Source organism: Arthrobacter sp. GCM10027362, assembly GCF_042679445.1.
In the GTDB taxonomy this organism is placed as follows: Bacteria; Actinomycetota; Actinomycetes; order Actinomycetales; family Micrococcaceae; genus Crystallibacter.
Genome location: NZ_JBHTML010000013.1, coordinates 1 through 23,250 on the forward strand (window position 1 = coordinate 1; position 23,250 = coordinate 23,250).

A 23,250-nucleotide genomic window follows, 5' to 3' on the forward strand; every position below is an offset into this window, starting at 1 on the left:
GGCCTGCTGACCGCCGCCCGGCTGGTCACCGCCGCGGCCGCCGCCCGGGCGAACTCGGTGGGCGCGCACTACCGCACCGACCATCCCCGGCCGCCCGCCACCCGGGACCGGCTCAGCTTCGTCAAGGAACAGGAACACTGATGGCCCCCATCCAGCCCGCCCACCAGCCCGCCGTGGAGCGGATCGTTGCCGCCGCCCTGGCCGAGGATGCGCCGTGGGGGGACGTGACCTCCGAGGCGCTGATCCCCGCCGAGGCCACGGCCACCGCCGAGCTGACCGCCCGCGAGCCCGGTGTCTTCGCCGGTGCCGAGGTGCTGCGCACGGTCTTCCGCCAGGTCGACGCGGGCGTGGACGTGGTCCTGAAGGTAGCCGACGGCGAGGCCTTCGAGGCCGGCCAGGTGCTGGCCGTGATCAGCGGCGGCGCACGGGCCGTCCTGCTCGGCGAGCGGGTGGGGCTGAACCTGCTCCAGCGCCTGAGTGGCATCGCCACCCAGACGGCCGCCTTCGTGCGGGAAACCGCCGGCACCAGGGCCCGGATCGCCGACACCCGCAAGACCACTCCGGGACTGCGCGCCCTGGAGCGCTTCGCCGTGCGCTGCGGCGGCGGCCACAACCACCGGTACTCGCTCTCGGACGCGGTGATGGCCAAGGACAACCACCTGGCAGTGCTCACCCGCGGGGGCACCCGGAACCTGACCGAGGCGCTGGCGCAGGCCAAGGCCTCGCTGCCGCACACCGTGCACTTCGAAGTGGAAGTGGACTCGCCGGAGCAGATCGAGCCGGTACTGGCCGCCGGGGTGGACACCATCATGCTGGACAACTTCAGCATCGAGCAGCTGCGGGCCGGCGTCGAACAGGTGGCTGGCCGCGCCACCGTGGAGGCCAGTGGCAACGTCCGGCTCGAAACCGTGGCGCAGATTGCCGCCACCGGGGTGGACGTGATCTCTTCGGGGGCGCTGACCCACAGCGTGCGGTCCCTGGACCTGGGCCTGGACATCCGCATCGGCGGGAACGCCTGAGGGGAGGGACGGCGGATGATCTACCTGGATTCGGCGGCAACGGTCCCGGTGCGCCGCGAGGTGCTCGAGGCGATGTGGCCCGCACTGACCCAGGACTTCGGCAATCCCTCGAGCCACCACACGGTGGGGGAAGCGGCGTCCCGGGCGCTGGAGTACGCCCGAGGCAAGGCGGCGGGGGTCCTCGGCTGCCGGCCCGGGGAAATCGTCTTCACCTCCGGCGGGACCGAAGCCAACAACCTGGCCGTGAAGGGCATTGCCCTGGCCCGCCCGCGCGGCCGGCACCTGGTGACCAGCGCGGTTGAACACCCCTCGGTGCAGGAAGCAGCGGAGTACCTGGAGCGCTTCCACGGCTTCCGCACCACGCGGATCCCGGTGGACGGGACCGGGACGGTGGACCTGGCCGCGCTGGAGGCCGCGCTGACTGCCGAGACCACGCTGTGTTCGGTGATGTACGCCAACAACGAGGTGGGCACCGTCCAGCCGGTCGCCGAAATCGGCAGGCTCTGCAAGGCGGCGGGCGTCCCGTTCCATGTCGACGCGGTCCAGGCTGCCGGCTGGCTGCCGCTGGATGTGGCCGGACTCGGCGCGGACGCCCTGAGCCTTTCCGGGCACAAGCTCGGCGCCCCCAAGGGCAGCGGATTGCTCTACCTGGCCGGCAGGCTCCCGCTGGAGCCGTTGGTCCACGGCGGCGGCCAGGAACGCGGCCGGCGCTCCGGCACCGAAAACGTGGCCGGCGCCGTCGGCACCGCCACTGCCCTGGCACTGGCCGAGGCCGAACGGGCCGAGGCTGCGCCCCGGCTGGCCCGTTACCGCGACGATCTGGTGCGGCAGGTGCTGGACGCCCTGCCGGAGGCAGTGCTCACCGGGCACCCGCAGGATCGGCTGCCGGGCAGCGCCTCGTTCTGTTTCCCCGGCACCTCCGGCGAGGCGGTGCTGCTGGAACTGGAGCGCCGCGGGATCGTCTGCTCCTCCGGCTCGGCCTGCCATGCCGGCTCGGACGAGCCCTCTGCGGTGCTGCTGGCGATGGGCATCGATCCCGCCGTCGCGCAGACGGCGGTCCGGCTGACCCTGCCCGCCTCCGTCCAGGAGGCCGAGGTGGCCCTGGCCGCCCGCTCCGTCGTTGCCGCCGTCCGGCAGGTGCAGGCACTGATCCGCTGAGCGGCGCCCGGGCCGTCAGCGGATCAGGTACGGGCCGAGCAGTTCGGCCACCCGGGCCCGGACGCCGGCCTCGGCCGAGCCGGATTCCAGCAGGCGCGAGGCGGTGAAGACGACGGCGTTGATCATTTCCGCGGTCATGGCCGGATCCGGGGCCCCGAGCTCGCCCAGGGCCACGATCACCGGTTCCAGCAGCTGCGCATGCAACCGGGCCCTGTGCTCATGCACGGCGGTGCCGGGGGCGGCGGCGGCCAGGGCGCGGCCGACGGCGTGTTCGCCTTCCTGGATCAGGTCCAGGTTGGCCATCACATAGGCCATGACCTTGCGCCCGGGATCCGGCTCCGCCCCCATCGCGCCGGTGATCCGCCGGGACCAGCGCGGGAAGGTGTCCGCCACCAGGGCGGCAAAGAGGTCCTCCCGCGACCTGTAGTACTGGTAGACGCTCGGCCGGGCCAAACCGGCCTGCCTGGCGATATCGGCCAGGGACGGAACGTGTTCCGGGTCGGCGGCGAGCAGCGCCCGCGCCGCGGCCAGCAGCGCACGCTGCTGCGTCGCCCGGTGCTCGGCGACGGTCGGGGCACTGATCCGCGGCATCCGGGCCCTCCTTCCGTATTTGCCGGACGATTTCCGGACCCGGCCAGCCGGCGGCAAAGGGACGTGACGTCATGGCCGCCGGTCACCACAACTTTGACATCCTCCCTTCCCCGGAGGGAAGGCATTCACGGCACGGCTGTCGGGGTGGTTCCTGTGGTGCCCGCTCCGCCGGGCGCCCCACCGCGAGCCGGGCCGGCGCCGTGTTTGCCTCGAGGGGGCACGGTGGGCCCATAATTGGGACGGCCCGGATGCGGGCCGCAGGGAGTTATTTGAACAGGAGCATTCATGCGTCGAGCCGTTTCGGCCCGGATTTCCGCCAAGACCACCGCCAACACCTCCATGGTCTTCGCCGTGGCGGCGGCACGGAACCCCGGCTTCGCCAGCTTCGACGAACAGCTGACGGTGCTGGTGAACTCGGAGCCGGCCCAGGTGCGGGAGGCGGAGGACGTGCACGGTGGCCGCCTGCACCTGCTCAAAGTGGCCGACCCCTCAACAGTGGAGCTGGAGTATTCGGCCACCGTGACCGGCAAGGCCGTGCCGGAGGATTCCGACGAGGTGGAGCTGGTGCGGTACGTCCGGCCCAGCAGGTACTGCGAGTCCGACCAGCTGCTGCCCACTTCCTACGCCGAATTCGGCAGCCTGCAGGGCACCGAGCTGCTGGCTGCCGTGCGCAGGTGGGTGGGCAAGGAACTCAGCTACGTCAGCGGCTCCTCGCGCCCCACCGACGGGGCGGTGCATACCCTGCTGGCCCGGCGCGGGGTGTGCCGGGACTACGCGCACCTGGCGGTGTCGCTGCTGCGCGCCAAGGACGTTCCGGCCCGGCTGGCAGCCGTCTACGCGCCGGGCCTGGCCCCGATGGATTTCCACGCCGTGGCCGAGGCCTATATCGACGGCGCCTGGCAGGTGGTCGACGCCACCGGCCTGGCCTCCCGCCACAGCCTGCTGCGGATCGCCACCGGGCGCGACGCCTCCGATACGGCCTTCCTGTCCACAGTGGGGGGAAGCCTGTCCCTGACGGAGCTCAAGGTCACGGCCGAGATCGACGAACCCGTGCCGGATCCTGACCCCACGGCGCTGGTGCAGCTGGGCTGACCCCTCTCCCGCTTGCTGTGCCGGGGTGGCTGCCGGTGCGTCAGCGGCCCTGCTTCAGGCCCGCCCGCAGCTTGTCCGTGAGCGTTTGGAGCTGGCCGAATTCCTGCGCGGAGAGCGCCGGGGCGATCATCTCGTGCAGGTGGCGCACATGCTCCCGGCCGATGGCCCGCTGCAGCTCGCGCCCGGTGTCGGTGAGCGAGATCTCGATGCCGCGCTGGTCCTGCTCGGCGGTGCGCCTCCGGACCATGCCCTTGGCCTCCAGCCGGTCCACCATCCGGCTCAGGCTCGGCTGGCTGATCAGCAGTCCCTCGTTCAGTTCGTTGAGCCGGGTCCAGCCGCCGGGGCAGCGGCTGAGGTTGAACAGCACGTCGTACTCGCGGATGGACAGCTTCCTGAACTCCGGCAGCGCCTGCAGGCGCCGCATCACCGCCACCTGGGCACGGAACAGCGATTCCCACGCCTGCGCGGTGGTGCGCACATCCGGCAGCCGTTCCTGCTCAGGCACGGGCGCCTGCCTGCTGGGCGGCCCGCCTCGCCTGCAGTGCCGCCTTGCGGCTGGCATGCGTGGGGGTCTCGGGCACGTGGGCCGGCTTGCGGGCGGCGAATTCCTTCTTCAGTACCGGCAGGACCTCCTCGCCGAACAGGTCCAGCTGCTCCAGCACCGTCTTCAGCGGCAGGCCCGCATGGTCGATCAGGAACAGCTGGCGCTGATAGTCGCCGAAGTAGTCCGCGAAGCTGAGGGTCTTCTCGATGACCTCCTGCGGGCTGCCGACGGTCAGCGGGGTCTGCGCGGTGAAATCCTCCAGCGACGGGCCGTGGCCGTACACCGGGGCGTTGTCGAAGTACGGGCGGAACTCGTTGACGGCGTCCTGGGAGTTCTTCCGCATGAAGAACTGCCCGCCCAGGCCCACGATCGCCTGGTCCGCGGAGCCGTGCCCGTAGTGGGCGTAGCGTTCGCGGTACAGGCTGATCAGGCGCATGTAGTGCTCCTTGGGCCAGAAGATGTTGTTGGCAAAGAAGCCGTCGCCGTAGTAGGCGGCCAGCTCGGCAATCTGCGGGGTGCGGATGGAGCCGTGCCAGACGAAGGGCGGAACGCCGTCGAGCGGGCGGGGCGTGGAGGTGAAGTTCTGCAGCGGCGTGCGGTACTTGCCCTGCCAGTTGACCACTTCCTCGTCCCAGAGCTTGCGCAGCAGCGCGTAGTTCTCCACCGTCAGCGGCAACCCGTCCTGGATGTTCTTGCCGAACCACGGGTACACCGGTGCGGTGTTGCCCCGGCCCAGCACCAGGTCCACCCGGCCGTCGGCGAGCTGCTGGAGCATGGCGTAGTCCTCGGCCAGCTTCACCGGGTCATTGGTGGTGATCAGCGTGGTGGCGGTGGAGAGGGTGATGCGCTCGGTCTGGGCGGCGATGTAGCCGAGCAGGGTGGTGGGGGAGCTGGAGAAGAACGGCGGGTTGTGGTGCTCGCCGATGGCGAAGACATCCATGCCGATCTCCTCGACCTTCCGGGCGATGGCGACCATGGCTTTGATCCGCTCGCGCTCGGTGGGCATGCGCCCGTTGGTGGGGTCCTGGGTAATGTCGCTGACGCTGAATACGCCGATTTCCATGGCGGGTCCTCTCTCGAAAGCGGCCGGTCGGCCGCCGCCAGTTTACATGCAATTGCATCTACTGAGCCAACAGCCGGCGGCGACGATTCATTCCCGCCCCGGATCGCCGCTTTTTTCCAGGGCCGTTAGGATCCGGCTCAGGCTCACCGACAGGGAGCCGGCGGCGGCGGCCGGATTCTCCAGCGAGGCCCGCAGGTCCAGTTCCCGCATCAGGTCCCGGTGCCTGCCGGACGCCTCGTTCAGCAGCTGCCCCGGGTCATCGTCGTCCATGCCCCGGATGGCAGCGGCCGCGGCGGCCATGGCCTCGGCGAGCGGGTCGACCAGCCGCGGGGGAATCCGCAGGCGTTCTTCCCAGATGACCGCGGCGAGCACATCCGTCATGTCCCGGATCTGGAAGACCATGTCCTCCAGCGCGCGCAGCCGCCGCTGGTCGGCGTCCAGATTGCGCGGATGCAGCCGCCGGCGCGGGTTGCCTTTGCTGCTTTGGGCCGCCTGCTCGACCGCCGTCCGGACCCGCGAGCTCCGCAGTGCCAGGTCCTCGCTGCGGCCGGACCAATCCCGGTGGTCGGGCGGCCACGGTTCGAGCAGGGCCGCGGTCATCTGGTCCAGCTGATCCGCCAGATCCTGCCGGAGCTGGTCCAGCTGGTCGGCGGCGGCGTTGAAATGCAGCGGCGGGAAGACCAGGAAGTTGACGGTGATCCCTACCGCCGCACCCAAGGCGGTCTGGACCAGGTAGCCGGTGGAATAGTCCCCGGCGTCGGACCCGCCCACGAGCAGCACGAACAAGGCGGCCATCGGCACCCAGTCCTTGCCTGCGCCCAGCCGCGGAATGCCGGCCAGCAGTACGCCGAGGCAGACCAGCAGTCCCACGGACAGGGCATTGGGTGCGGCCCAGATCATCAGCAGCCAGGCCAGCCCGATACCCAGCAGCAGGCCGGCCAGCGTCTGGGCCGCCGTCTTCACCGAGCCGGCCACCGTGGGGTACATGCTCAGCAGGGCCCCCACCGGAGCATAGTAGGGATATTCCTGGGCCGTGCCCGGAACGGCCAGCGCGACGGTCCAGGCCAGGCCCGCGGCCAGCGCGGCCTTCAGGGCGAGCTGGAGCCGGGGCCAGCGCAGGACGGACCGCAGGGTGCGCCGGAGCGCGCCCTGCGGGCGCAGCGAAGCAGTGGAACCGGGATCGGACTGGCGGCCTGGGCGGGCGGTAGCCATGATTCGATTCTTGCAGCAGGGTGCCCGGGCAAGTCAAAAGGCAGCGCCGCCCGCTGTAGGTCAGTGGACCGGGGCGCCGACCGCTTCCGCATCCGGATCCGGCTCCGTGGCCGGTGCCGCACGGCGCTCGTGCCGGCCTTCCACCAGTCGGTAGAGCACCGGCACCAGCACCAGCGTCAGCGCCGTCGAGGACACCAGGCCGCCGATGACGACGACGGCAAGCGGCTGGGAGATGAACCCGCCCTCTCCGGTGAGCCCCAGGGCCATGGGTGTCAGGGCGAAGACGGTTGCCAGCGCCGTCATCAGGATCGGGCGCAGGCGCTGCCGGGCGCCGTGCCGGATCGCGTCAGCCGCGCTCATGCCCGGGCGGCCCGGCGTGCCGCGGCGGTACTGGTTGATCAGGTCGATCAGCACGATGGCGTTGGTCACCACGATGCCGACCAGCATCAGCATGCCGATCAGCGAGGGCAGGCCGAGCGGGATCTGCGTGATGACCAGCAGGGCGATGGCGCCGGTGGCCGCAAACGGCACGGAGACCAGCAGGATCAGCGGCTGGACCAGGCTCTTGAAGGTGGCCACCATGATCACGTACACGATCGCGATGGCCGCCAGCAGGGCCAGGCCCAGCTGCTGGAAGGACTCGGCCTGCTGCGTGGCCGCGCCGCCGAGGGTGGCGGTGACTCCGGCCGGCAGGGCGGTGGCGTCCAGCCGGGCCCGGACCTCGGCGCTGAGCGCGCCGAGGTTGTCCCCGTCCGGGGTCACGGCGACGACGGCGGTCCGTTCCCCGCCGGAGGTGGTGATCGTGGTGGGGACCCGTTCTTCGCTGACCGTCGCCAGGTCCGTCAGCGGGATGCGGCCGGCCGAGGTGGGAAGGCGGACACCGCGCAGTTCGTCGACGCTGGTGAACTGCCGGCCCGTGCCGATCCGGACCGGGTAGTCGGTGGCCCCGATCCGCACGGTGCCGCCCGGCAGCGGGCTGATGGCAGCGGCCAGCAGGCCGGACACCTCCTGCTCGCTCAGGCCGGCCGCCACGGCCTTGGCCCTGTCGATCCGGACCCTGACTACCGGTTCCTCGGCGGCGAGGTTGCTGGCGGCCTCGGCCGCGCCCGGGACCTGCGCCAGTTCCTTGGCCAGGGCATCGGAGGCGGCCTTCAGGTCCTCCGGATCCGCCGCGGACAGGGTCACATCCACCGTGCTGGAGGTGCCAAAACCGCCGCCCTGGGTGCCCAGGGTAATGGCCCCGGCCCGGGGCAGGGCCTGGACGGCGGTGCGCACGGATTCGCGCAGCGCCTCCTGGTCCGCGCCCTCTTCGGTGATGACGGTGAACTGGGCGACATTGGTGCCCGCGGAGAGGAACCCGCCGAGTCCGGCAGTGGAGTTGCCGAGGGTGACCTGGACGTCCTGGATGCCATCGGTGGAATCGAGCAGGTTCTCCACCTTCTGCGCCGCGGCGTTGGTGGCGGCCAGGCTGCTGCCGGCGGGCATTTCCTGCCTGAGGCTGAAGCTGTTCTGCCCGGAATCTCCCAGCAGGTTGGTCTGCATCAGCGGCACCATCGCCGCCGTGCCGGCCAGCATCAGCACCGCCGCCACCAGCGTCACCACCGGATGGTGCTGGGTGCCGGCCAACACCGGCAGGTAGCTGCGCTGCAGCTTGGATGCATGTTCCGTTGCGGCGGCGGCTGCGCGCACCTGGTCCGGGTCCAGCCGGGCCTCCGGGGACTTCACGAACCAGTAGGCCAGCACCGGCACGATGGTCAGGGACACCGCCAGCGAAGCCAGCAGGGCCAGCGCGGTGGTAACCGCGAAGGGCCGGAACAGCTCGCCGGCGAGGTTGCCCACGAAGGCGATGGGGGCGAACACGGCCACCGTGGTCAGCGTGGAGGCCGTGATGGCGCCGGCCACTTCGCGCACGGCGGTGAGGATGGCAGTGCGCTTGGCCTCGCCGTAGCCGAGGTGGCGCTTGATGTTCTCCACCACCACGATCGAGTCATCCACCACCCGGCCGATCGCGATGGTCAGCGCGCTCAGGGTCAGGATGTTCAGCGAGTAGTCCAGCGCGGCCAGGGCGATGAAGGTGGCCAGCAGCGACAGCGGGATGGAGATGGCCGTGATCACCGTGGCCCTGGCCGAGAGCAGGAAAACCAGGATGACCAGCACCGCAAAGCCCAGGCCCAGCAGGCCCTCGGTGGTGAGGTCCTTGATGGACTTTTCGATGAAGGGCGCCTGGTCGAACACCGTGGTGATCTTCGCGCCATGGCCGAGCTCGGCCTCCAATTCGGGCACGATCGCGCTGATCGCCTTCGAAATGCCCACGGTGTCGCCGTCGGGGGTCTTGGTGACGGCCAGGGCAAGGGTTTCGGCGCCGTTCGTTCGGGTGATGGAGGTGCGTTCGTCGTCGGCGATCCTGACGCCGGCCACGTCGCCGATGGTGGCCGGCCCGGCCGCTGCCCGGGCGGCCAGCGGCAGGTTCCGGATTGCCTTCAGGCTGTCCAGCGGACTGCCGATCTGCACCGAGAGGGATTTGCCCTCCTGTTCGACGGCGCCGGCGGGCACCAGTCCGCCGCTGTTCTCCAGGCTGTCCGCGATTGCGGACGCGGTCAGGCCGCGGGCCCTGAGTTCGTCCTGGTCCGGCAGGATCGCGATGTGCCGGCGCGCGCCGCCGCTGACCTCGGCCCCGCGCACGCCGTCGAGCTTTTGCAGCTTCGGCACGGTCAGCCGCTGCAGCTCGGTGTTCAGTTCGCCCAGCGGCAGGTCGGAGGAGACGGCCATGAAGACCACCGGGAAGTCGCTGATGCTGCCCGCGAGCGACTGCGGGGACACATCCTCCGGCAACAGCTGGCGGGCATTGGAGATGGCCCGGTCCACCTGGCTGCGCGCCCGGTCCAGGTTGGTGCCGTAGACGAACGTCAGGTTGACCGTGGACATGCCGGTGCGCGAACTTGCGGTGGAGGACTCAAGGCCCTCCACCGCGTTCAGCGCACGTTCCAGCGGCTCACTGACCTGCTTGTCCACCACTTCCGGCGAAGCCCCGGGCATGGAGGTCAGCACGGTGACCCGCGGAAATTCGAGCGAGGGGATGAGTTCCTGTTTCAGGGAACCCATGGTGATAACCCCGAAGACGGCCACGAAAACCGTGATGAGGGCGATCAGCGCCCGGTTCGCCAGGGACAGCGTGGCCAGCTTATGCATGGGAGGCGGCCGGGCGTCAGCCCAGCTGCAGCACGCGGTTGGTGTCGGCAGTGATCTCCGCCAGCAGGGACGGGTTGTCGTTCAGCTTCACGCCGTAGCCCGGGATCATTTCCTTCAGCCGCGGTTCCCAGTTCCTGAACTCGGTGGGGAAACAGCGCTCGAGCACCTGGACCATGATGGGCGCGGCCGTGGAGGCACCCGGGGAGGCGCCCAGCAGGCCGGAGATGCTGCCGTCGGCGGAGGTGATGACCTCGGTGCCGAACTGCAGCACGCCGCCCTTCTTGGGGTCCTTCTTGATCACCTGGACGCGCTGGCCCGCGGTGATCAGCTCCCACTGGTCCCCGTCGGCTTGCGGGACGAACTCGCGCAGGGCCTGGTTCTTGCCTTCGCGGGTCTTCAGCACCTCGGTGACCAGGTACTTGACCAGGCCCAGGTTGTCCTTGGCCACGGCGAGCATCGGAACCAGGTTGGACGGCCGGACGGACAGCGGCAGGTCCAGGAAGGATCCCGTCTTGAGGAACTTGGGGGAGAAACCGCCGTACGGGCCGAACAGCAGCGAGCGCTGGCCGTCGACGAAGCGGGTGTCCAGGTGCGGCACGGACATTGGCGGAGCACCGACGGCCGCCTGGCCGTAGACCTTGGCCGCATGGCGGGCGATCACCGAACCGTCGGTGCAGCGCAGGAACTGGCCGGAGACGGGGAAGCCGCCGTAGCCCTTGGCCTCGGGGATGCCGGAACGCTGGAGCAGGTGCAGGGCGCCGCCGCCGGCACCGACGAAGACGAAGCGGGCGCGGACTGTCTTCTGCTGCCCGGTCGCCTTATCCCTGACCTTCAGTTTCCAGCGGCCGTCCGTGTCGCGGGCGATGTCGGTGACCCGGTGTTCGTAGTTGATCCCGGCTCCGTTGCCGGCCAGGTAGGCGGCGAGCTTGCGGCTGAGCGCGCCGAAGTCCACGTCCGTGCCGCCGACCACGCGGGAGGCGGCCACGTGCTGGCGCGGGTCGCGGCCGGCCATGACCAGCGGAGCCCATTCGGCCAGCTGTGCCGGATCTTCGGTGAACTGGATCTGCTCGAACACCGGCTCGGCCTTGAACGCCTCGTAGCGGCGCTTCAGATATTCGGCGTGTGCATCGCCCCAGACGAAGCTCATGTGCGGGATCGGGTTGATGAATTCCTTCGGGGATCCGATGTGCCCGCTGCTGATCATGTGGGACCAGAACTGGCGGGAGACATGGAACTGTTCGTTGATGCCCACGGCCTTGCCGGTGGCCACCGAACCGTCCGCCCCGGCGGGGGAGTAGTTCAGCTCGCACAGCGCCGCGTGGCCGGTGCCCGCATTGTTCCAGGGATCGGAGCTTTCCAGTCCGGCCTGGCCCAGATTCTCGAAGAGGCTGATGCTCCACTCCGGCTGCAGCTGCTTGATGAAGGAACCGAGCGTGGTGCTCATGATTCCGCCACCGACCAGGGCAACGTCGATATCTGAGGTAGTTGTTCCCGAAGGGGTGTTTGCAGTCAACTTCAATCTCCCGTAGCAGCTTTGCCAGCGTATTGAGGTTACCCCCAGCGTGTGGCCGGACCGAAATTTCCCACCGGATTTGTGATCTGGTAGACAGCCGCATCCGCGCCGGTCGTGGTACGGTTGCCGGCCCCGGTCCTCAGCCGGACTGCAGCCGCACGAGGTTGTAGACCTCGTCCAGCATCGAGCTGGCGGGATAACTCTGGACCCTCGGGCCCATGGCCAGCGCGGAAATCGGGAAGGCCAGCGGCAGGGCGGGCAGGCGCCTGGCCAGCAGGTCGTTGATGTCCAGATACGCCTGGGTGCGTTCCGGACCGTTCGGCAGCGCCTTGGCCCGGGCGATCCGGCTGAAAATCACGGCGCTCTTGAAGCCGAACTCGGCGCTGGGCGCGCCGAAGAGCGTGCCCACGAAGTTGTCCGGATCGCGGTAGCTGCCGCTGAGGCCGGCCAGGTGCAGGGCGTGCTTGTCCGTGCCCTGCACACGTTGCAGATAGCCCTCGTCCCAGGCCAGCGGCATCGGCTTGATGTTGATGCCCACGGCGGTCAGTTGGCGGCTGAGCTCTGCATACACCTTTTCCGGGGTGGGCAGGTACGCACGGGTGACGTTGAGCGGGTAGTGGAAGGTCAGCGGCTCGCCGTCGTACCCCGCCGCCTTCAGCAGCGACTGGGACTGCTCCGGATCGTACCCATAGTAGGTGATGTCCTCGTTGTTGACGCCGAGGCTGGGCGGAATGAACTGGCGGGCCTCGTTGGTGCCCTTGAGGAAGAAGCTGTCAATGACGGCACGGCGGTCGACGGCGTGGGCAATGGCCTGGCGCATGCGGATGTCGGCCAGCGGGCCGGAGGACTGGTTCATGCCCAGGTACAGCACGGCGAACGGGTCCCGCTGCAGCACCTGCATGCCGTTGCGGGCGAGGTCCGCGTAGGTCCCGGGGGTGACCAGGTCATAGCCGTCGATCTCCCCGGCCAGCAGTTCCCGGACCCGGGTTGCCGGGTGGGGCAGCACCTTGAACGCAACCGTCGAAACCTGGCTGGCCGCACCCCAGTAGCCGTCGAAGGCGGAGAGCATCACAGCGTCGCCCTCCCAGCTGGCCAGCTTGAAGGGACCCGTGCCGACCGGATGCAGCGCGTAGGCTGAGACTTTGGCGCCGTTGCGCTCTTCGGTCAGCTCGTCCGCCTTGCCCTTGGCCAGCGCCGCGGGGGAGGAGATGCCGAAGGCCGGCGAGGACAGGGCCGCCACCAGCCCGGTGTACGGCCGGCTCAGGTCCAGCTGGACCTCGAGCGGGCCCAGGACTTTGCAGTCCACATACAGCGAATCCCCCGGGCTGTCCGCAAAGCCGCCGAACACCGCCTCGAACGGCAACCGGCCCTCGGCCGGGCGGATCTTCTTCGGCAGGTTGAACCAGCGTTGGAAGTTAACCCGGACGGCCTCGGCGTTGAAGGCGGTGCCATCGTGGAAGGTGACCCCGGAGCGGAGCGTGAACCTGTAGGAGCGCCGGTTGTCGAGCTCCTCCCACCCGGTGGCCAGCCGCGGCGCCGGCACGCCGGTGTCCGGGTCGACCCCGATGAGCGTTTCCAGGATCTGCCGGGTCACCCGGAAGGACTCGCTGTCCCTGACCAGGGCGGCATCCAGGCCTGCCGGGCTGGCCGCTGTACCCATGGTGAAGCTCAGCTTTTCCGGGGTGGCCGACGGGGCCGGGGAGGTGCCGGTGGAGGCAGGGGACGACGGGGTGGAGGTGCAGCCCGTCAACAGCACCGCCGCGGCCGCGGCACCGGCCTTCAGGACAGTGCGGCGCGCGGGGGATGTGCTCAAGCTGGTGCTCCTGGGGCTGGCGGGTGGATGGATTCCCAGTTTAGCCGCCGAGGGCCCCGCCCCGAGCCTGCGAGGGGCGGGAGGCGGGTAAACGTTAGCCGCCGAGGGCCCCGCCCCGAGCCTGCGAGGGGCGGGAGGCGGGTAAACGCTAGCCGCCGAGGGCCCCGCCCCGGGCCTGCGGACCATCGGTGTTCCAAAATCCGTATTCGTCGCTGGACCCACGTTCACCATCGCCCGGATCCTCGATGAGCCGCTGCGCGCCTGCCGGCGGGCAATGCCCGGGTACGGGCCGCCCGGGTACGGGCCGCCTGGGTACGGGAACTGATGGACCGGGTCGCCCCGCCGCACGAGCTGCCTCTTCATCTCGCACGACCTCGCGGTGGTGCGGCTGGTTTCGGACTACGCGTGTGTGATGAAGGGCGGAGAGTTGGTGGGGGCCGCCTTTTCAGAGAAGGTCTTCACCAATCCGCGGCACCCGTACACGTGGCGCCTGCTGGTCCCGGTCATGGGCGATGGGATGGTGACCGGTGAAGATCCGGACATCCTCTCCTGACCGGCACGAACCGGATGTACCGCTGCCAATGCGGCTGCTAATTCGGCGCAGTTGCGCGAAGATGGTGTTGTGACGTCCGCATTCAATGAAGACCACCGTCCCGAAGGCTTCGGCTTCCGGACCGGCATGCGCAGCGAGGCCGTCGCCATCGGCTTTGCCGTCTTCGTCCTGGTGCTTGGATCGCTGTTCGTGGTCCTCGGCATGGTCCTGGCCGTGGGCGAAGGCCTGTGGGGCTGGGTACTGGCGCTGGCAGTATTCGAGCTGGCTTTCGTCGCCGGGTTCGCCGCGATGATGCACATGGCCCGGCAGCGCCGCCGCCTGCGCTGACCGGTTACGTTCTCCGGGCCTTCGGATCCGGGGCTTCCCGCATGGATTCGCCCGGCAGGGTGAAGCCCAGCGCGGTGACGTCAGTGCACGTACCCGGCAGGAAGGCGAGCCGGGGTGCTGTCCCGAGTTCGGTCTGTGCTTAAGTGGGCATCCGGCGCTTAAGTGGGCATCCGGCCCCATTCGGCGGTTTCCGGCCTGCCGCCGTTGCCCCGCCTGGACCTGGGCATAGACTGTGCCGGTTCCTAAGAGAAACGGCAGGGCCCGTCCTGGGCTGAAGGACTGGGAGCCGTTGAACGCCTGCTGCAGGCCGGTGGAGACCGGTTGCCTGGAGACGCGGCTGCGGAATCACTCCTGGTGCGCAAGGCGGGACTTGAACCCGCACGTCCGAAGACACTGGAACCTAAATCCAGCGCGTCTGCCAATTTCGCCACTCGCGCATGCAAGTGCCGGCCTTGCGGTCCGGCACTTGACAATTGTACCCACAGCGCCAGCGGGCAGAACGCTTGAGCCTGCCGCGGCGTCAGGTTCGAGCATGGCTCCGTGGATCGGATCAGCATGGCTCCGTGGATCGGATTCGGAACGGCACGCGGCGCCGGAGCATTGACGAACTGGCGCGGGCCACAGGTATCACGGTGCGTACGCTGCACCACTATGACGCCATCGGCCTGCTGGCCGCCGGCGAACGCCTGCCGAGGATCCCGGCGTGCAGGAGCTGGTGGCCGGCTGGGACGCACTGGGGGTCCGCTTCAACGTCGGCGACGATGCCCTGGCCGGCGGACCAGCTGCGGGACCTCGTCAACCACCGGCACAAGGCCTGCGAGGCCGCTTGGCGTTTTGGCCGCAAAGGTTGACCGGTTCCGGATAGGTGACGGTCTGATGATATGGCTGACCGTGTGTGGTGTGCGGGCCGACCCCGGGGGAGGGGCACGATGATCCCGGCCTCGGCCGGAGGCGATCCGGTGCCGCCGTGCGGCCGGTCCACCCTGGCCAACTCCAACTACCCGAGCCACAAGCACCACCGGTGGGGCCGCGACGTCGCCGCACTAGCTGGAGTGGGACGACCCAATCACAGGCCCAGGTCCCGCCGCAGCTTGGCCACATGGCCGGTGGCGCGGACGTTGTACTGGGCCAGTGCCACCTTGCCGTCAGGATCCACCACCAGGGTGGATCGGATCAGGCCCTCGTAGACCTTGCCGTAGTTCTTTTTCTCGCCCCAGGCACCGTATGCCTCGGCCACGGCATGGTCCGGATCGGACAGCAGCGGGAAATTCAGGGATTCCTTCTCGGCAAACCTGGCCAGCTTCGGCAGGGGGTCCGGAGAAATGCCGACGACGTCGTAGCCGGCTCCCTGCAGCGAGGCGATGTTGTCGCGGAAGTCGCAGGCCTGCTTGGTGCAGCCAGGCGTCGAGGCAGCGGGGTAGAAATAAACCACCACGTTGCGTCCGCGGAAGTCTGCGAGTGACACTTCCCGGCCTTCGAAATCCTGCAGGGTGAAATCCGGTGCGGCGTCGCCGGCGGTCAGTCGTTCAGCCATGGGCTGGCTCCTCAATTGAAGGGGCGGAAGGGGGCGGCAATGTCGCATCAGCTTAGCGAAGGGTTTCCTTATGCCCGGCCGACTTATAATTATAGGGTGCCCGATTTAAACAGCTGGCCTACGCCGCGTCTGCTTTCGACAGCCGCTCGCCTGGTGGAACATGCCTGGAATGAAAAACTTGCCGACCTGGGGCTGACCCATGCCGGGGTCATTGCCTTGGAAGTGCTGGAGTCGGAAGGCCCCATGGCACAGACGCTGCTGGCCGCCCGCGCCCGGGTCCAAGCCCAGACCATGGGCAAGACCTTGTCCCGGCTGGAGGCTCATGGGCATGTTGTGCGCACCCGCAGCGAGACGGACCGGCGGGCCCACCGGGTGTCCATCTCCGAGCTGGGCAAATCGGCCCTGGCCCGCTCCCGCGAGCTTGAACGTACCTTGGGCGGGGATTCGGAGCAGGCCACGGAAGAACTGCAGGAGCTGCTGCGCGGGATCATCCGGCGGCTGGGCAGCAGCCGCTGGAGCATGGCCGGACCGCCGCAGGCCGGCTGATCCGCCCAGGACTGAAGCGGTTCCGGCTGGCACGCCCACCCGTCGCTGACGCCGTCGTCCGCGGTCGCGCTCACGCTGCGCGCCGTCGGCGGGTTGACCACCCGCCAGATCGCGCAGGCCTGCCTGGTGCCCGAGGCGACCATGGCGCAGCGCATCAGCCGGCCAAGCGCACCGTCTCCGGCGTGCGTTTCGATCAGCCCGGCGACGTCGACCTCGCAGCCGAGGCCATACGGCTCACCCGGCAGCTTGCGGCCGCGGTCGACCACCCCGAAGTGGCGGGGCTGCTCGCGCTCATGCTGCTCCACCACGCCCGGCGCGACGCCCGGACCGCCCCCGACGGCAGCCTGGTGCCTCTCACCGAGCAGGACCGTGGCCGGTGGGATACCGGGTTGATCGCCGAGGGCGCCGAAATCCTGCAGGCGATTCCGCCCGCGACCGGCTGGGCGAGTTCCAGGCCCAGGCCGCCATGGCGGCACTCCACGCCGACGGCCAAGGCGGTCGGCTCACAGTGAGCAGGTGGGTCGAGACCGGCTGCACGACGCGTTGCCGGCGGGGAAGCTTAGCGACAACAGGCACGCGGGAGGACCCTGCCGCGGTTCCCTGCTTTAGCGGGTGGCTTCCGCGTGCTCGTTCGGCTCGCAGCCGGTCATGGTCAGGTCTTCCACATCCTGTTGCCGTTATGGCCGAGGTTCTTCATCCGCTCCACTTCGGACTCGGTCAGATTCTGGCCCTGGCCCAGGCCCAGGCCCCGGCCGCAGGACGCTGGTAGGGCATCCAAGTGTATTTCGCGGGTTGGGTCTCGCCGGCCGCGCTGCACCACTTGTAGGTGGATCACATTCCCGTACCGAGGCATAAAAGAAGCCCGCCGGACCAGTCGTGTCGCCTGGTCCGGCGGGTTTCGGAAGTGCGCCCCCCGGGACTCGAACCCGGAACCCATTGATTAAGAGTCAATTGCTCTGCCAGTTGAGCTAGAGGCGCAGTGCTGCGTTCGCCCCTGGAAGCATGCTCCGCCGGGAGTGTTCCATGGCGATCTGCCCGTTTCCGGGCAAAAAGAGAACCGCCACCGGCCGGACATACTGTCTGGCCGAAGCCGGTTCGCTTCTGGTGCGCCCCCCGGGACTCGAACCCGGAACCCATTGATTAAGAGTCAATTGCTCTGCCAGTTGAGCTAGAGGCGCAGTTGTGTTTTCGGGGATTTCCCGCTCGGAATTTTCCTCGCGTTTTCCCTCGCAACGACATGAAACACTACACGATTCACGGGTGAAAGTGAAATCGGCCAAGGCCGCTGAGGGCTACTTCACACGCAGCGCCAGCATCCGGTCCGGCTTGGCATCATTGGTCAGGATCCAGAGCCTGCCGTCCGGGGCCTCGGTGACGTCGCGCAGCCTGCCGTATTCCTGGACCAGGCTGTCGCTCACATCCCCGTCCCTGATCGTCCGGCCCAGCCGGACCTCCCAGAGCCGCTGCCCGCGCAGCGCGGCAAGCCACGCGACATCGTCGACAATGGCCAGGCCGCTGGGCGAGGCCACCGCCGTTGACGGCCAGACATAGGCGGCATCGATAAACCGGGAGTCCCCGGGTGCACCGGTGACCGAAGGCCAGCCATAGTTGCCGCCGGCCTTGATCCGGTTCAGCTCATCATCACGGTCCGGGCCGAACTCGCTGGCCCACAGCTGGCCGGAGGAATCCCAGGCAAGTCCTTGGACGTTGCGGTGTCCGTAGCTGTAGACGGGGCTGTGGCCGAATGGATTCCCCGGGGCCGGGGCGCCGTCCCTGGTGACCCGGAGGATCTTCCCGGCCAGGGAGTCGCGGTCCTGCGCCGAGCGCGGGTTCATGGCGTCGCCGGTGCCGATGTACAGGTAGCCGTCGGGACCGAACTTCAGCCGTCCCCCGTTGTGCACGCGCGCCTTGGGGATGCCGGAGAGGATCACCCGCGCGTCCGTCAGCTGTTCGTCCTGCCAGCGGTAGCTGAGCACCCGGTTGTCCTGCCTGGTGGTCAGGTAGGCGTACACCCTCCGGTCCTTGGCGAAGCCGGGACTCAGCGCCAATCCGAGCAGGCCGCCCTCGCCCGCGGGGTCCGGTGCCGGCCGCACCGGCGCCGCTGCCACGGTCACACCGTCGGAAATATGTTTGATCAGGCCGGAATCGTTTTCCGAGACCAGGGCGCTGCCGTCGGGCAGGACGGCGATGGACCACGGCAAATCCAGCCCGGTGGCCACGGTGGCCACGGGTCCGACGACGGCGCCGGGTGCGGACCCGCTGGCGCCGGTACTGCCGGGCGCCGTGCAGGCCCCCAGCAGCAGCACGGCGCCGGCCGCCAGCATCGTTCCGGTGGGAAGCCGGCTGTGCAGCCTGCGGCCGTCGCGCTTCATTGGCCGCGCGGGCCAGCTTCGCCGGCTTCCGGATCGACGAGGCGCTCACTGTCGTCGCCGGCCCATTCGCTTTCGTCGTACAGGGTGTCCTGGTGCAGCCCGGGTTCGTCGGCCGCGGTGCCTTCGCTGCTGGTCCTGTCCTGCATATCGGTTCCTTTTGTCGGTGCGGTCTCCGGCCGCCGCCGGCGTGCCGGGGGCTCGGCCGGAGATGCCGGGGTGGTCATCCGGATCAGCCAGGGGGATGGCTCCGAGCCCGGATCGAGGGGCGTGGCGTGCGGGGCCACGGAGATGTCCTCAATGTACTGGTCTTCCACCGGCGGCTCCGACGCCGCCGTGTCCGCAGCGCTCTGCGTCCAGCCGTCGATCGGTTCCTCCTCGGCGGGTGCCGCGGCTGCGCCGGCCGGACGCGGAACGGCCTCCAGTAAGGAAGTGCTGCCTGAAGAAGCGCCGTTTAAGGGGGTGCCGCCCGCGGTCACTGCGGCCGGCGTGCCCCCCGGTCCCGGAGCCGCTGCGCCGGGAGCACCCGCAGCCGTACTGTCGGCGGACCGGTGGGTCAGCCGCCAAATCAGCGCCGCACCCGCGGCAATGGCCAGTGTCCAGATGAGTGCCATGGCGCTGCCTTCCCGGAGAAACTTCCCACGCCGTTTGATGCGTACGTTACGACCACGGCCGGGACCTGTCCATAGTCCGTGCGGACGGCCTCGGACGGGCCGGGCGGGTTCGCTGCCGGGCCTATCCGCTAGTGTTCACCTCATGGTTCAGGCGATCACTACCATTACCTTCCCGGACCCGGCGCTGCTGGAGGCGCTCGCACCGCTGCCGGCCGGGTTGACCGCCGGGCTGTGGGATCTTCGCGGAGATCCGGAAGGAGTGCGGGCACAGGATATCGACGCCGTGGTCCTGCCGTATGTGGCAGGCAACGATTGGCGCGTGCTTGGCACACTGCCGCAGCTCAAGCTCGTGCAGACCCAGACCACCGGCTATGAGGGCATAGCCGAGTTGGTCGGTCCGCAGGTCGCCATTGCCAGTGCCGCCGGCGTCCATGCGGCCTCCACTGCCGAACTCGCCGTCGGCCTGGCTCTGGCATCGCTGCGCGGCATCGACCAGATGGTCCGGGACCAGTCCGCCGGGATATGGAATTCCGTGCGCCGCCGGTCCCTGGCGGACAGCCGGGTCCTGCTGGTTGGCGTTGGCGGTATCGGACGGGAAATCGCCCGCCGGCTGGAGCCGTTCGAAGTCGAACTGGCCCGCGTGGGGCGCACGGCCCGGGACGACGACGCCGGGCGGGTGCATGGGACGGACGAACTGGTGGCGCTGGCCGGCCGCTGCGACGTGATGATTGTGGCCACTCCGCTGGATGAAACCACGTACCATCTGGTGGATGCCGAGGTGCTCGAGGCCATGCCGGACGGGGCCCTGCTGGTCAACGTGGGCCGCGGGGCAGTGGTGGACTCGGCGGCGCTGACCGCCCAAGTGCTGGCCGGGAGGCTGAAGGCCGCGGTGGATGTCTTCGACCCGGAGCCGGTTCCGGCCGGTCATCCGCTGTGGCAATGCGAAGACATCATCATTTCCCCACACGTAGGTGGCAATACGACCGCTTTCGGTCCACGGATGGTGAAGCTGCTGCGCGGCCAGCTGGTGCGCCTGGCGCAGGGGGAGAAACCGGACAACCTGGTCCAGCCCGGTTCCTTCGCCTGACTCAGCGTGCGGAGTGGCCGCGAACGGGCACGCCAGCGACACTGGGGGAGCGCCAGGGAAGCGGCAGGGGTCCCCGTCCCGAGCATGCGAGGGACGGGGCAGCCGCTGAATGCTCAGGCCATGCTGATAAGCGAGGCCATGAAGTTGTGGAAGTCTTCGGCATCCCCCGCCTGGTCAATGCTGCCGCTGCCGGGGAGCAGGCCTTCGGCGGCCACGCCGAAGCGGAAGATCCGCCCGGTGGTGTTGCCGACTTCATACTCTTTTTCCGCCCAGCCCTTGTCCGCGGCGTGCCTTTCGGCCCGCCGGACGGCGTGGGAGAGGTTGGTCATGTTGATGGTGACCGGCGTGCTGCCGGCGGTCAGCGAGGCCGCGTCGACCGGGGCAATCACCAGCTCGTGCGGCCTCCAGCGGTAGCCCAGCACGTAGCAGCGCGGCGGGCGGCCCAGTGCGGCCGCGCGCAGGCCCGGCCGGGCGCTGGCAAGGACGAGGTTGTAGTCCCCGTGGTTGGGGATCTGCGCATCGAAGATGCCGCTGAGAGTCTCCTTGAGTTCGTCGCTCCCGGGCATGCGGTCAGAACGCGTTCAGGGACTTCGCCGGGAGGGCAAAGTAGTCCGTTTCCCGTGCTTGCCAGGCATGGCTGCGGGGGACCGGCCCACGGTCCGGGTAGATGACGACGGCGAGCCTGGCCGCCACGGCAGCAACGGCGAAGACGGACAGGGCGGCTGCAATTATCACGGCGCAATTATTTCCGGAACCAAAGTGAAGATCAATCCAGCGATTCTTATCCCGAAACGTAGGATTCCCAAACCGGGGTCGTGCTCGCCGAAAAGTCCGGCTTCGGGGAAACGTTCCTGCCCCGGTTTGCTGTACCGCCCGCAGGGCGCGGAGGTCTTCGGAAAGCGCGGCATCGCCGTGCTCGGGCTGCTGGATGGGCCGCCGCGGCATCGTGCCGCTGGTCTGCAGGCCGGCGCGCCGTAACATGGCCGGGCAGGCCTCAAGCTGGTCATAGAATCAATAACTATGAGCCCCGAAGCAACTCCCGATATCAAACCGCGCAGCCGTGTTGTCACCGACGGCATCCATGCGGCGCCTGCACGCGGAATGTTCCGAGCCGTGGGGATGGGGGACGACGATTTCGCAAAGCCGCAGATCGGTGTCGCCAGTTCCTGGAATGAAATCACCCCCTGCAACCTGTCGCTGAACCGCCTGGCCCAGGCCGCCAAGGAAGGCGTCTTTGCCGGCGGCGGCTTCCCGATGCAGTTCGGCACCATTTCCGTCTCCGACGGCATCTCGATGGGCCACGAGGGGATGCACTTCTCGCTGGTTTCCCGGGAGGTCATCGCCGACTCCGTGGAGACCGTGATGCAGGCCGAGCGCCTGGACGGCTCGGTGCTGCTGGCCGGCTGCGACAAGTCGCTGCCCGGCATGCTCATGGCAGCGGCCCGCCTGAACCTGTCCTCGGTCTTCCTCTACGCCGGCTCGATCATGCCCGGCTTTGCCAAGCTTGAGGACGGTTCGGAGAAGGAAGTCACGCTCATCGATGCCTTCGAGGCCGTGGGCGCCTGTGCTGCCGGAAAGATGAGCCTGAAGGACCTCGATTCCATCGAACGGGCCATCTGCCCGGGTGAGGGGGCCTGCGGCGGCATGTACACGGCGAACACCATGGCCTGCATCGGCGAGGCCCTGGGCATGTCGCTGCCCGGCTCCGCCGCCCCGCCCTCGGCCGACCGCCGCCGCGACATGTTCGCGCACAAGTCCGGCGAGGCCGTGGTGGAGCTGCTGCGCCAGGGCATCCGCGCCCGCGACATCATGACCAAGAAGGCCTTCGAGAACGCCATCGCCGTCACCATGGCCTTCGGCGGCTCCACCAACGCGGTGCTGCACCTGCTGGCCATCGCCCGCGAGGCCCAGGTGGACCTGACCCTCGACGACTTCAACCGCATCGGCGACAGGATCCCGCACCTGGGCGACCTGAAGCCGTTCGGCCGCTACGTGATGTTCGACGTGGACAAGATCGGCGGCGTGCCGGTGATCATGAAGGCGCTGCTCGACGCCGGCCTGCTGCACGGGGACTGCCTGACCGTCACCGGCAAGACCGTGGCCGAGAACCTGGCCGCGATCAATCCGCCGGACCCGGACGGCAAGGTGCTGCGCGCCATCGACAACCCGATCCACAAGACCGGCGGCATCACCATCCTGCACGGTTCGCTGGCGCCTGAAGGCGCCGTGGTCAAGAGCGCCGGCTTCGACGCCGACGTCTTCGAGGGCACCGCCCGCGTCTTCGAGCGCGAGCAGGGCGCCCTGGATGCCCTGGACAACGGGCAGATCAAGCCCGGCGACGTCGTCGTGATCCGTTACGAGGGCCCCAAGGGCGGCCCGGGCATGCGCGAGATGCTCGCCATCACCGGTGCCATCAAGGGTGCAGGCCTGGGCAAGGACGTGCTGCTGCTGACCGACGGCCGTTTCTCCGGCGGCACCACCGGCCTGTGCATCGGCCACGTTGCCCCCGAGGCCGTCGATGGCGGCCCCATCGCCTTCGTCAGGGACGGCGACCGGATCCGGGTGGACATCGCCGCCCGCAGCTTCGACCTGCTGGTTGAGCCGGCCGAGCTCGAGGCCCGCAAGGAAGGCTGGGAGCCGCTGCCGGCCAAGTTCACCTCCGGAGTGCTGGCCAAGTACGCCAAGCTGGTCAATTCCGCCTCCACCGGCGCCTACTGCGGGTGATGCCCGCCGGCCGGTGCGGCCTGAGTGCCGCACCGGCAGCCGGGTCCGATAATTGGACACTGCGTCCACATAATGAGATGGGCGGTTCGTTGTTTGACACCGGTATCCGCGGAACGCCTAGACTGAGTGCCATGCAGATCGAAACCGTCGTAGTCGTTATCAAGCGCGTGGCCTAGGCCCGGCTGGACAAGCTACGTCACGCGCGGAACCCCATCGCAGCCAGCCGGCTCGGCGGGGTTTTTTATTTGCATGAAGAGCACAGAGCCGCTTGCCCTTGCCGGGCTGGCGGCCAGCACATCAAC

23 protein-coding genes, 3 tRNA genes and 2 pseudogenes are annotated in these 23,250 nt (G+C 69.0%); 11 read left to right on the top strand and 17 right to left on the bottom strand.

Annotated elements, in window-relative coordinates; translation table 11 throughout:
* The first annotated feature begins 6 nt into the window (after positions 1-6).
* From ACFQ36_RS04105 to ACFQ36_RS04115, 3 genes are read left to right on the top strand one after another with little or no spacing between them, the layout of a single operon-like run.
* Entirely contained in the window at positions 7-141 is a 135-nt protein-coding gene (locus ACFQ36_RS04105) for a hypothetical protein (RefSeq protein ID WP_377010988.1), read from the top strand.
* Positions 141-1,019, top strand: coding sequence for a carboxylating nicotinate-nucleotide diphosphorylase (gene nadC / locus ACFQ36_RS04110; RefSeq protein WP_377010911.1), 879 nt, complete (start codon positions 141-143; stop codon positions 1,017-1,019). The genes ACFQ36_RS04105 and nadC overlap by 1 nt, the downstream gene beginning before the upstream one ends.
* A gap of 15 nt (positions 1,020-1,034) precedes the next feature.
* A complete protein-coding gene (locus tag ACFQ36_RS04115; protein ID WP_377010913.1) occupies positions 1,035-2,177 on the top strand; it encodes a cysteine desulfurase family protein in 1,143 nt (380 codons plus the stop codon).
* 15 nt (positions 2,178-2,192) lie between these two features.
* Here the strand turns inward: ACFQ36_RS04115 and ACFQ36_RS04120 are convergent, their stop codons facing one another.
* A complete protein-coding gene (locus ACFQ36_RS04120; protein WP_377010915.1) occupies positions 2,193-2,768 on the bottom strand; it encodes a TetR/AcrR family transcriptional regulator in 576 nt (191 codons plus the stop codon).
* Between the two features lie 285 nt (positions 2,769-3,053).
* On the opposite strand from ACFQ36_RS04120, the gene ACFQ36_RS04125 reads away from it, so the two are divergent.
* Entirely contained in the window at positions 3,054-3,860 is an 807-nt protein-coding gene (locus tag ACFQ36_RS04125) for a transglutaminase family protein (protein ID WP_377010917.1), read from the top strand.
* Positions 3,861-3,900: 40 nt separating this feature from the next.
* On the opposite strand, the gene ACFQ36_RS04130 is transcribed toward ACFQ36_RS04125, so the two are convergent.
* The 6 genes from ACFQ36_RS04130 to ACFQ36_RS04155 all read right to left on the bottom strand — a co-directional run bounded on the left by ACFQ36_RS04130 (position 3,901) and on the right by ACFQ36_RS04155 (position 13,194).
* Positions 3,901-4,365, bottom strand: a complete 465-nt coding sequence (locus ACFQ36_RS04130; protein WP_377010919.1) for a MarR family winged helix-turn-helix transcriptional regulator — start codon at positions 4,363-4,365, stop codon at positions 3,901-3,903.
* Positions 4,358-5,467, bottom strand: a complete 1,110-nt coding sequence (locus tag ACFQ36_RS04135; RefSeq protein ID WP_377010921.1) for an LLM class flavin-dependent oxidoreductase — start codon at positions 5,465-5,467, stop codon at positions 4,358-4,360. The genes ACFQ36_RS04130 and ACFQ36_RS04135 overlap by 8 nt, the downstream gene beginning before the upstream one ends.
* 87 nt (positions 5,468-5,554) lie before the next feature.
* Positions 5,555-6,679 carry an FUSC family protein gene (locus tag ACFQ36_RS04140; protein WP_377010923.1) on the bottom strand — a complete coding sequence of 375 codons (1,125 nt, stop codon included), beginning with the start codon at positions 6,677-6,679 and terminating at the stop codon, positions 5,555-5,557.
* Positions 6,680-6,739: 60 nt separating this feature from the next.
* Positions 6,740-9,868, bottom strand: coding sequence for an efflux RND transporter permease subunit (locus tag ACFQ36_RS04145; RefSeq protein WP_377010925.1), 3,129 nt, complete (start codon positions 9,866-9,868; stop codon positions 6,740-6,742).
* A 16-nt stretch (positions 9,869-9,884) separates the two neighbouring features.
* Positions 9,885-11,381 carry a malate:quinone oxidoreductase gene (locus ACFQ36_RS04150; protein ID WP_377010927.1) on the bottom strand — a complete coding sequence of 499 codons (1,497 nt, stop codon included), beginning with the start codon at positions 11,379-11,381 and terminating at the stop codon, positions 9,885-9,887.
* 139 nt (positions 11,382-11,520) lie between these two features.
* Positions 11,521-13,194 carry an ABC transporter substrate-binding protein gene (locus tag ACFQ36_RS04155; RefSeq protein ID WP_377010929.1) on the bottom strand — a complete coding sequence of 558 codons (1,674 nt, stop codon included), beginning with the start codon at positions 13,192-13,194 and terminating at the stop codon, positions 11,521-11,523.
* 409 nt (positions 13,195-13,603) lie between these two features.
* Between ACFQ36_RS04155 and ACFQ36_RS04160 the strand changes: the two genes are divergently transcribed.
* Both ACFQ36_RS04160 and ACFQ36_RS04165 read left to right on the top strand, forming a co-directional pair.
* Positions 13,604-13,747 carry a hypothetical protein gene (locus ACFQ36_RS04160; RefSeq protein ID WP_377010931.1) on the top strand — a complete coding sequence of 48 codons (144 nt, stop codon included), beginning with the start codon at positions 13,604-13,606 and terminating at the stop codon, positions 13,745-13,747.
* Between the two features lie 69 nt (positions 13,748-13,816).
* The gene (locus ACFQ36_RS04165; protein WP_377010933.1) at positions 13,817-14,074 is read left to right on the top strand and encodes a hypothetical protein; all 258 of its coding nucleotides are present in this window, start codon (positions 13,817-13,819) and stop codon (positions 14,072-14,074) included.
* Positions 14,075-14,078: 4 nt separating this feature from the next.
* On the opposite strand, the pseudogene ACFQ36_RS04170 reads toward ACFQ36_RS04165, so the two are convergent.
* Both ACFQ36_RS04170 and ACFQ36_RS04175 read right to left on the bottom strand, forming a co-directional pair.
* Positions 14,079-14,277: pseudogene (locus ACFQ36_RS04170) on the bottom strand (hypothetical protein); the annotation flags it as partial.
* 149 nt (positions 14,278-14,426) lie between these two features.
* A tRNA-Leu gene (locus ACFQ36_RS04175) sits at positions 14,427-14,511 on the bottom strand.
* A 126-nt stretch (positions 14,512-14,637) separates the two neighbouring features.
* Here ACFQ36_RS04175 and ACFQ36_RS04180 point away from each other — a divergent pair.
* Positions 14,638-14,925, top strand: a complete 288-nt coding sequence (locus ACFQ36_RS04180) for a MerR family DNA-binding transcriptional regulator (RefSeq protein WP_377010935.1) — start codon at positions 14,638-14,640, stop codon at positions 14,923-14,925.
* Between the two features lie 215 nt (positions 14,926-15,140).
* Here ACFQ36_RS04180 and bcp read toward each other — a convergent pair whose 3' ends face one another.
* The gene (bcp, locus tag ACFQ36_RS04185) at positions 15,141-15,608 is read right to left on the bottom strand and encodes a thioredoxin-dependent thiol peroxidase (protein WP_377010937.1); all 468 of its coding nucleotides are present in this window, start codon (positions 15,606-15,608) and stop codon (positions 15,141-15,143) included.
* Between the two features lie 153 nt (positions 15,609-15,761).
* Between bcp and ACFQ36_RS04190 the strand changes: the two genes are divergently transcribed.
* Both ACFQ36_RS04190 and ACFQ36_RS04195 read left to right on the top strand, forming a co-directional pair.
* On the top strand, positions 15,762-16,154 hold the full coding sequence (locus ACFQ36_RS04190) for a MarR family winged helix-turn-helix transcriptional regulator (RefSeq protein ID WP_377010939.1): 393 nt from the start codon (positions 15,762-15,764) through the stop codon (positions 16,152-16,154).
* Between the two features lie 36 nt (positions 16,155-16,190).
* Positions 16,191-16,641 (top strand): annotated as a pseudogene (locus ACFQ36_RS04195) (DUF6596 domain-containing protein); the annotation flags it as partial.
* 165 nt (positions 16,642-16,806) lie between these two features.
* On the opposite strand, the gene ACFQ36_RS04200 reads toward ACFQ36_RS04195, so the two are convergent.
* From ACFQ36_RS04200 to ACFQ36_RS04220, 5 genes are all read right to left on the bottom strand, one after another.
* Entirely contained in the window at positions 16,807-16,932 is a 126-nt protein-coding gene (locus tag ACFQ36_RS04200) for a hypothetical protein (RefSeq protein WP_377010989.1), read from the bottom strand.
* 127 nt (positions 16,933-17,059) lie between these two features.
* A tRNA-Lys gene (locus tag ACFQ36_RS04205) sits at positions 17,060-17,132 on the bottom strand.
* 124 nt (positions 17,133-17,256) lie between these two features.
* Positions 17,257-17,332 (bottom strand) — tRNA-Lys (locus ACFQ36_RS04210).
* A 114-nt stretch (positions 17,333-17,446) separates the two neighbouring features.
* Positions 17,447-18,526, bottom strand: coding sequence for a PQQ-dependent sugar dehydrogenase (locus ACFQ36_RS04215; protein ID WP_377010941.1), 1,080 nt, complete (start codon positions 18,524-18,526; stop codon positions 17,447-17,449).
* Positions 18,523-19,137: a hypothetical protein gene (locus ACFQ36_RS04220; protein ID WP_377010943.1), complete on the bottom strand. Its 615-nt coding sequence runs from the start codon at positions 19,135-19,137 to the stop codon at positions 18,523-18,525. Before ACFQ36_RS04220 ends, ACFQ36_RS04215 begins: the two co-directional genes overlap by 4 nt.
* A gap of 142 nt (positions 19,138-19,279) precedes the next feature.
* On the opposite strand from ACFQ36_RS04220, the gene ACFQ36_RS04225 reads away from it, so the two are divergent.
* Positions 19,280-20,224: a 2-hydroxyacid dehydrogenase gene (locus tag ACFQ36_RS04225; protein ID WP_377010945.1), complete on the top strand. Its 945-nt coding sequence runs from the start codon at positions 19,280-19,282 to the stop codon at positions 20,222-20,224.
* Between the two features lie 113 nt (positions 20,225-20,337).
* Here ACFQ36_RS04225 and ACFQ36_RS04230 read toward each other — a convergent pair whose 3' ends face one another.
* Positions 20,338-20,790: a hypothetical protein gene (locus ACFQ36_RS04230; protein ID WP_377010947.1), complete on the bottom strand. Its 453-nt coding sequence runs from the start codon at positions 20,788-20,790 to the stop codon at positions 20,338-20,340.
* Positions 20,791-20,794: 4 nt separating this feature from the next.
* Positions 20,795-20,959: a hypothetical protein gene (locus ACFQ36_RS04235; protein ID WP_377010949.1), complete on the bottom strand. Its 165-nt coding sequence runs from the start codon at positions 20,957-20,959 to the stop codon at positions 20,795-20,797.
* A gap of 285 nt (positions 20,960-21,244) precedes the next feature.
* Between ACFQ36_RS04235 and ilvD the strand changes: the two genes are divergently transcribed.
* Positions 21,245-22,948, top strand: coding sequence for a dihydroxy-acid dehydratase (ilvD, locus tag ACFQ36_RS04240; RefSeq protein ID WP_377010951.1), 1,704 nt, complete (start codon positions 21,245-21,247; stop codon positions 22,946-22,948).
* Positions 22,949-23,250 lie beyond the last annotated feature (302 nt).

Excerpts from the sequence above, each read along its gene's own strand:
- nadC (WP_377010911.1), top strand. The coding sequence starts at position 141 with ATGGCCCCCATCCAGCCCGCCCACCAGCCCGCCGTGGAGCGGATCGTT.
- ACFQ36_RS04115 (WP_377010913.1), top strand. The coding sequence starts at position 1,035 with ATGATCTACCTGGATTCGGCGGCAACGGTCCCGGTGCGCCGCGAGGTG.
- ACFQ36_RS04120 (WP_377010915.1), bottom strand. The coding sequence starts at position 2,768 with ATGCCGCGGATCAGTGCCCCGACCGTCGCCGAGCACCGGGCGACGCAG.
- ACFQ36_RS04125 (WP_377010917.1), top strand. The coding sequence starts at position 3,054 with ATGCGTCGAGCCGTTTCGGCCCGGATTTCCGCCAAGACCACCGCCAAC.
- ACFQ36_RS04135 (WP_377010921.1), bottom strand. The coding sequence starts at position 5,467 with ATGGAAATCGGCGTATTCAGCGTCAGCGACATTACCCAGGACCCCACC.
- ACFQ36_RS04140 (WP_377010923.1), bottom strand. The coding sequence starts at position 6,679 with ATGGCTACCGCCCGCCCAGGCCGCCAGTCCGATCCCGGTTCCACTGCT.
- ACFQ36_RS04145 (WP_377010925.1), bottom strand. The coding sequence starts at position 9,868 with ATGCATAAGCTGGCCACGCTGTCCCTGGCGAACCGGGCGCTGATCGCC.
- bcp (WP_377010937.1), bottom strand. The coding sequence starts at position 15,608 with ATGGCTGAACGACTGACCGCCGGCGACGCCGCACCGGATTTCACCCTG.
- ACFQ36_RS04215 (WP_377010941.1), bottom strand. The coding sequence starts at position 18,526 with ATGAAGCGCGACGGCCGCAGGCTGCACAGCCGGCTTCCCACCGGAACG.
- ACFQ36_RS04220 (WP_377010943.1), bottom strand. The coding sequence starts at position 19,137 with ATGGCACTCATCTGGACACTGGCCATTGCCGCGGGTGCGGCGCTGATT.
- ACFQ36_RS04225 (WP_377010945.1), top strand. The coding sequence starts at position 19,280 with ATGGTTCAGGCGATCACTACCATTACCTTCCCGGACCCGGCGCTGCTG.
- ACFQ36_RS04230 (WP_377010947.1), bottom strand. The coding sequence starts at position 20,790 with ATGCCCGGGAGCGACGAACTCAAGGAGACTCTCAGCGGCATCTTCGAT.
- ilvD (WP_377010951.1), top strand. The coding sequence starts at position 21,245 with ATGAGCCCCGAAGCAACTCCCGATATCAAACCGCGCAGCCGTGTTGTC.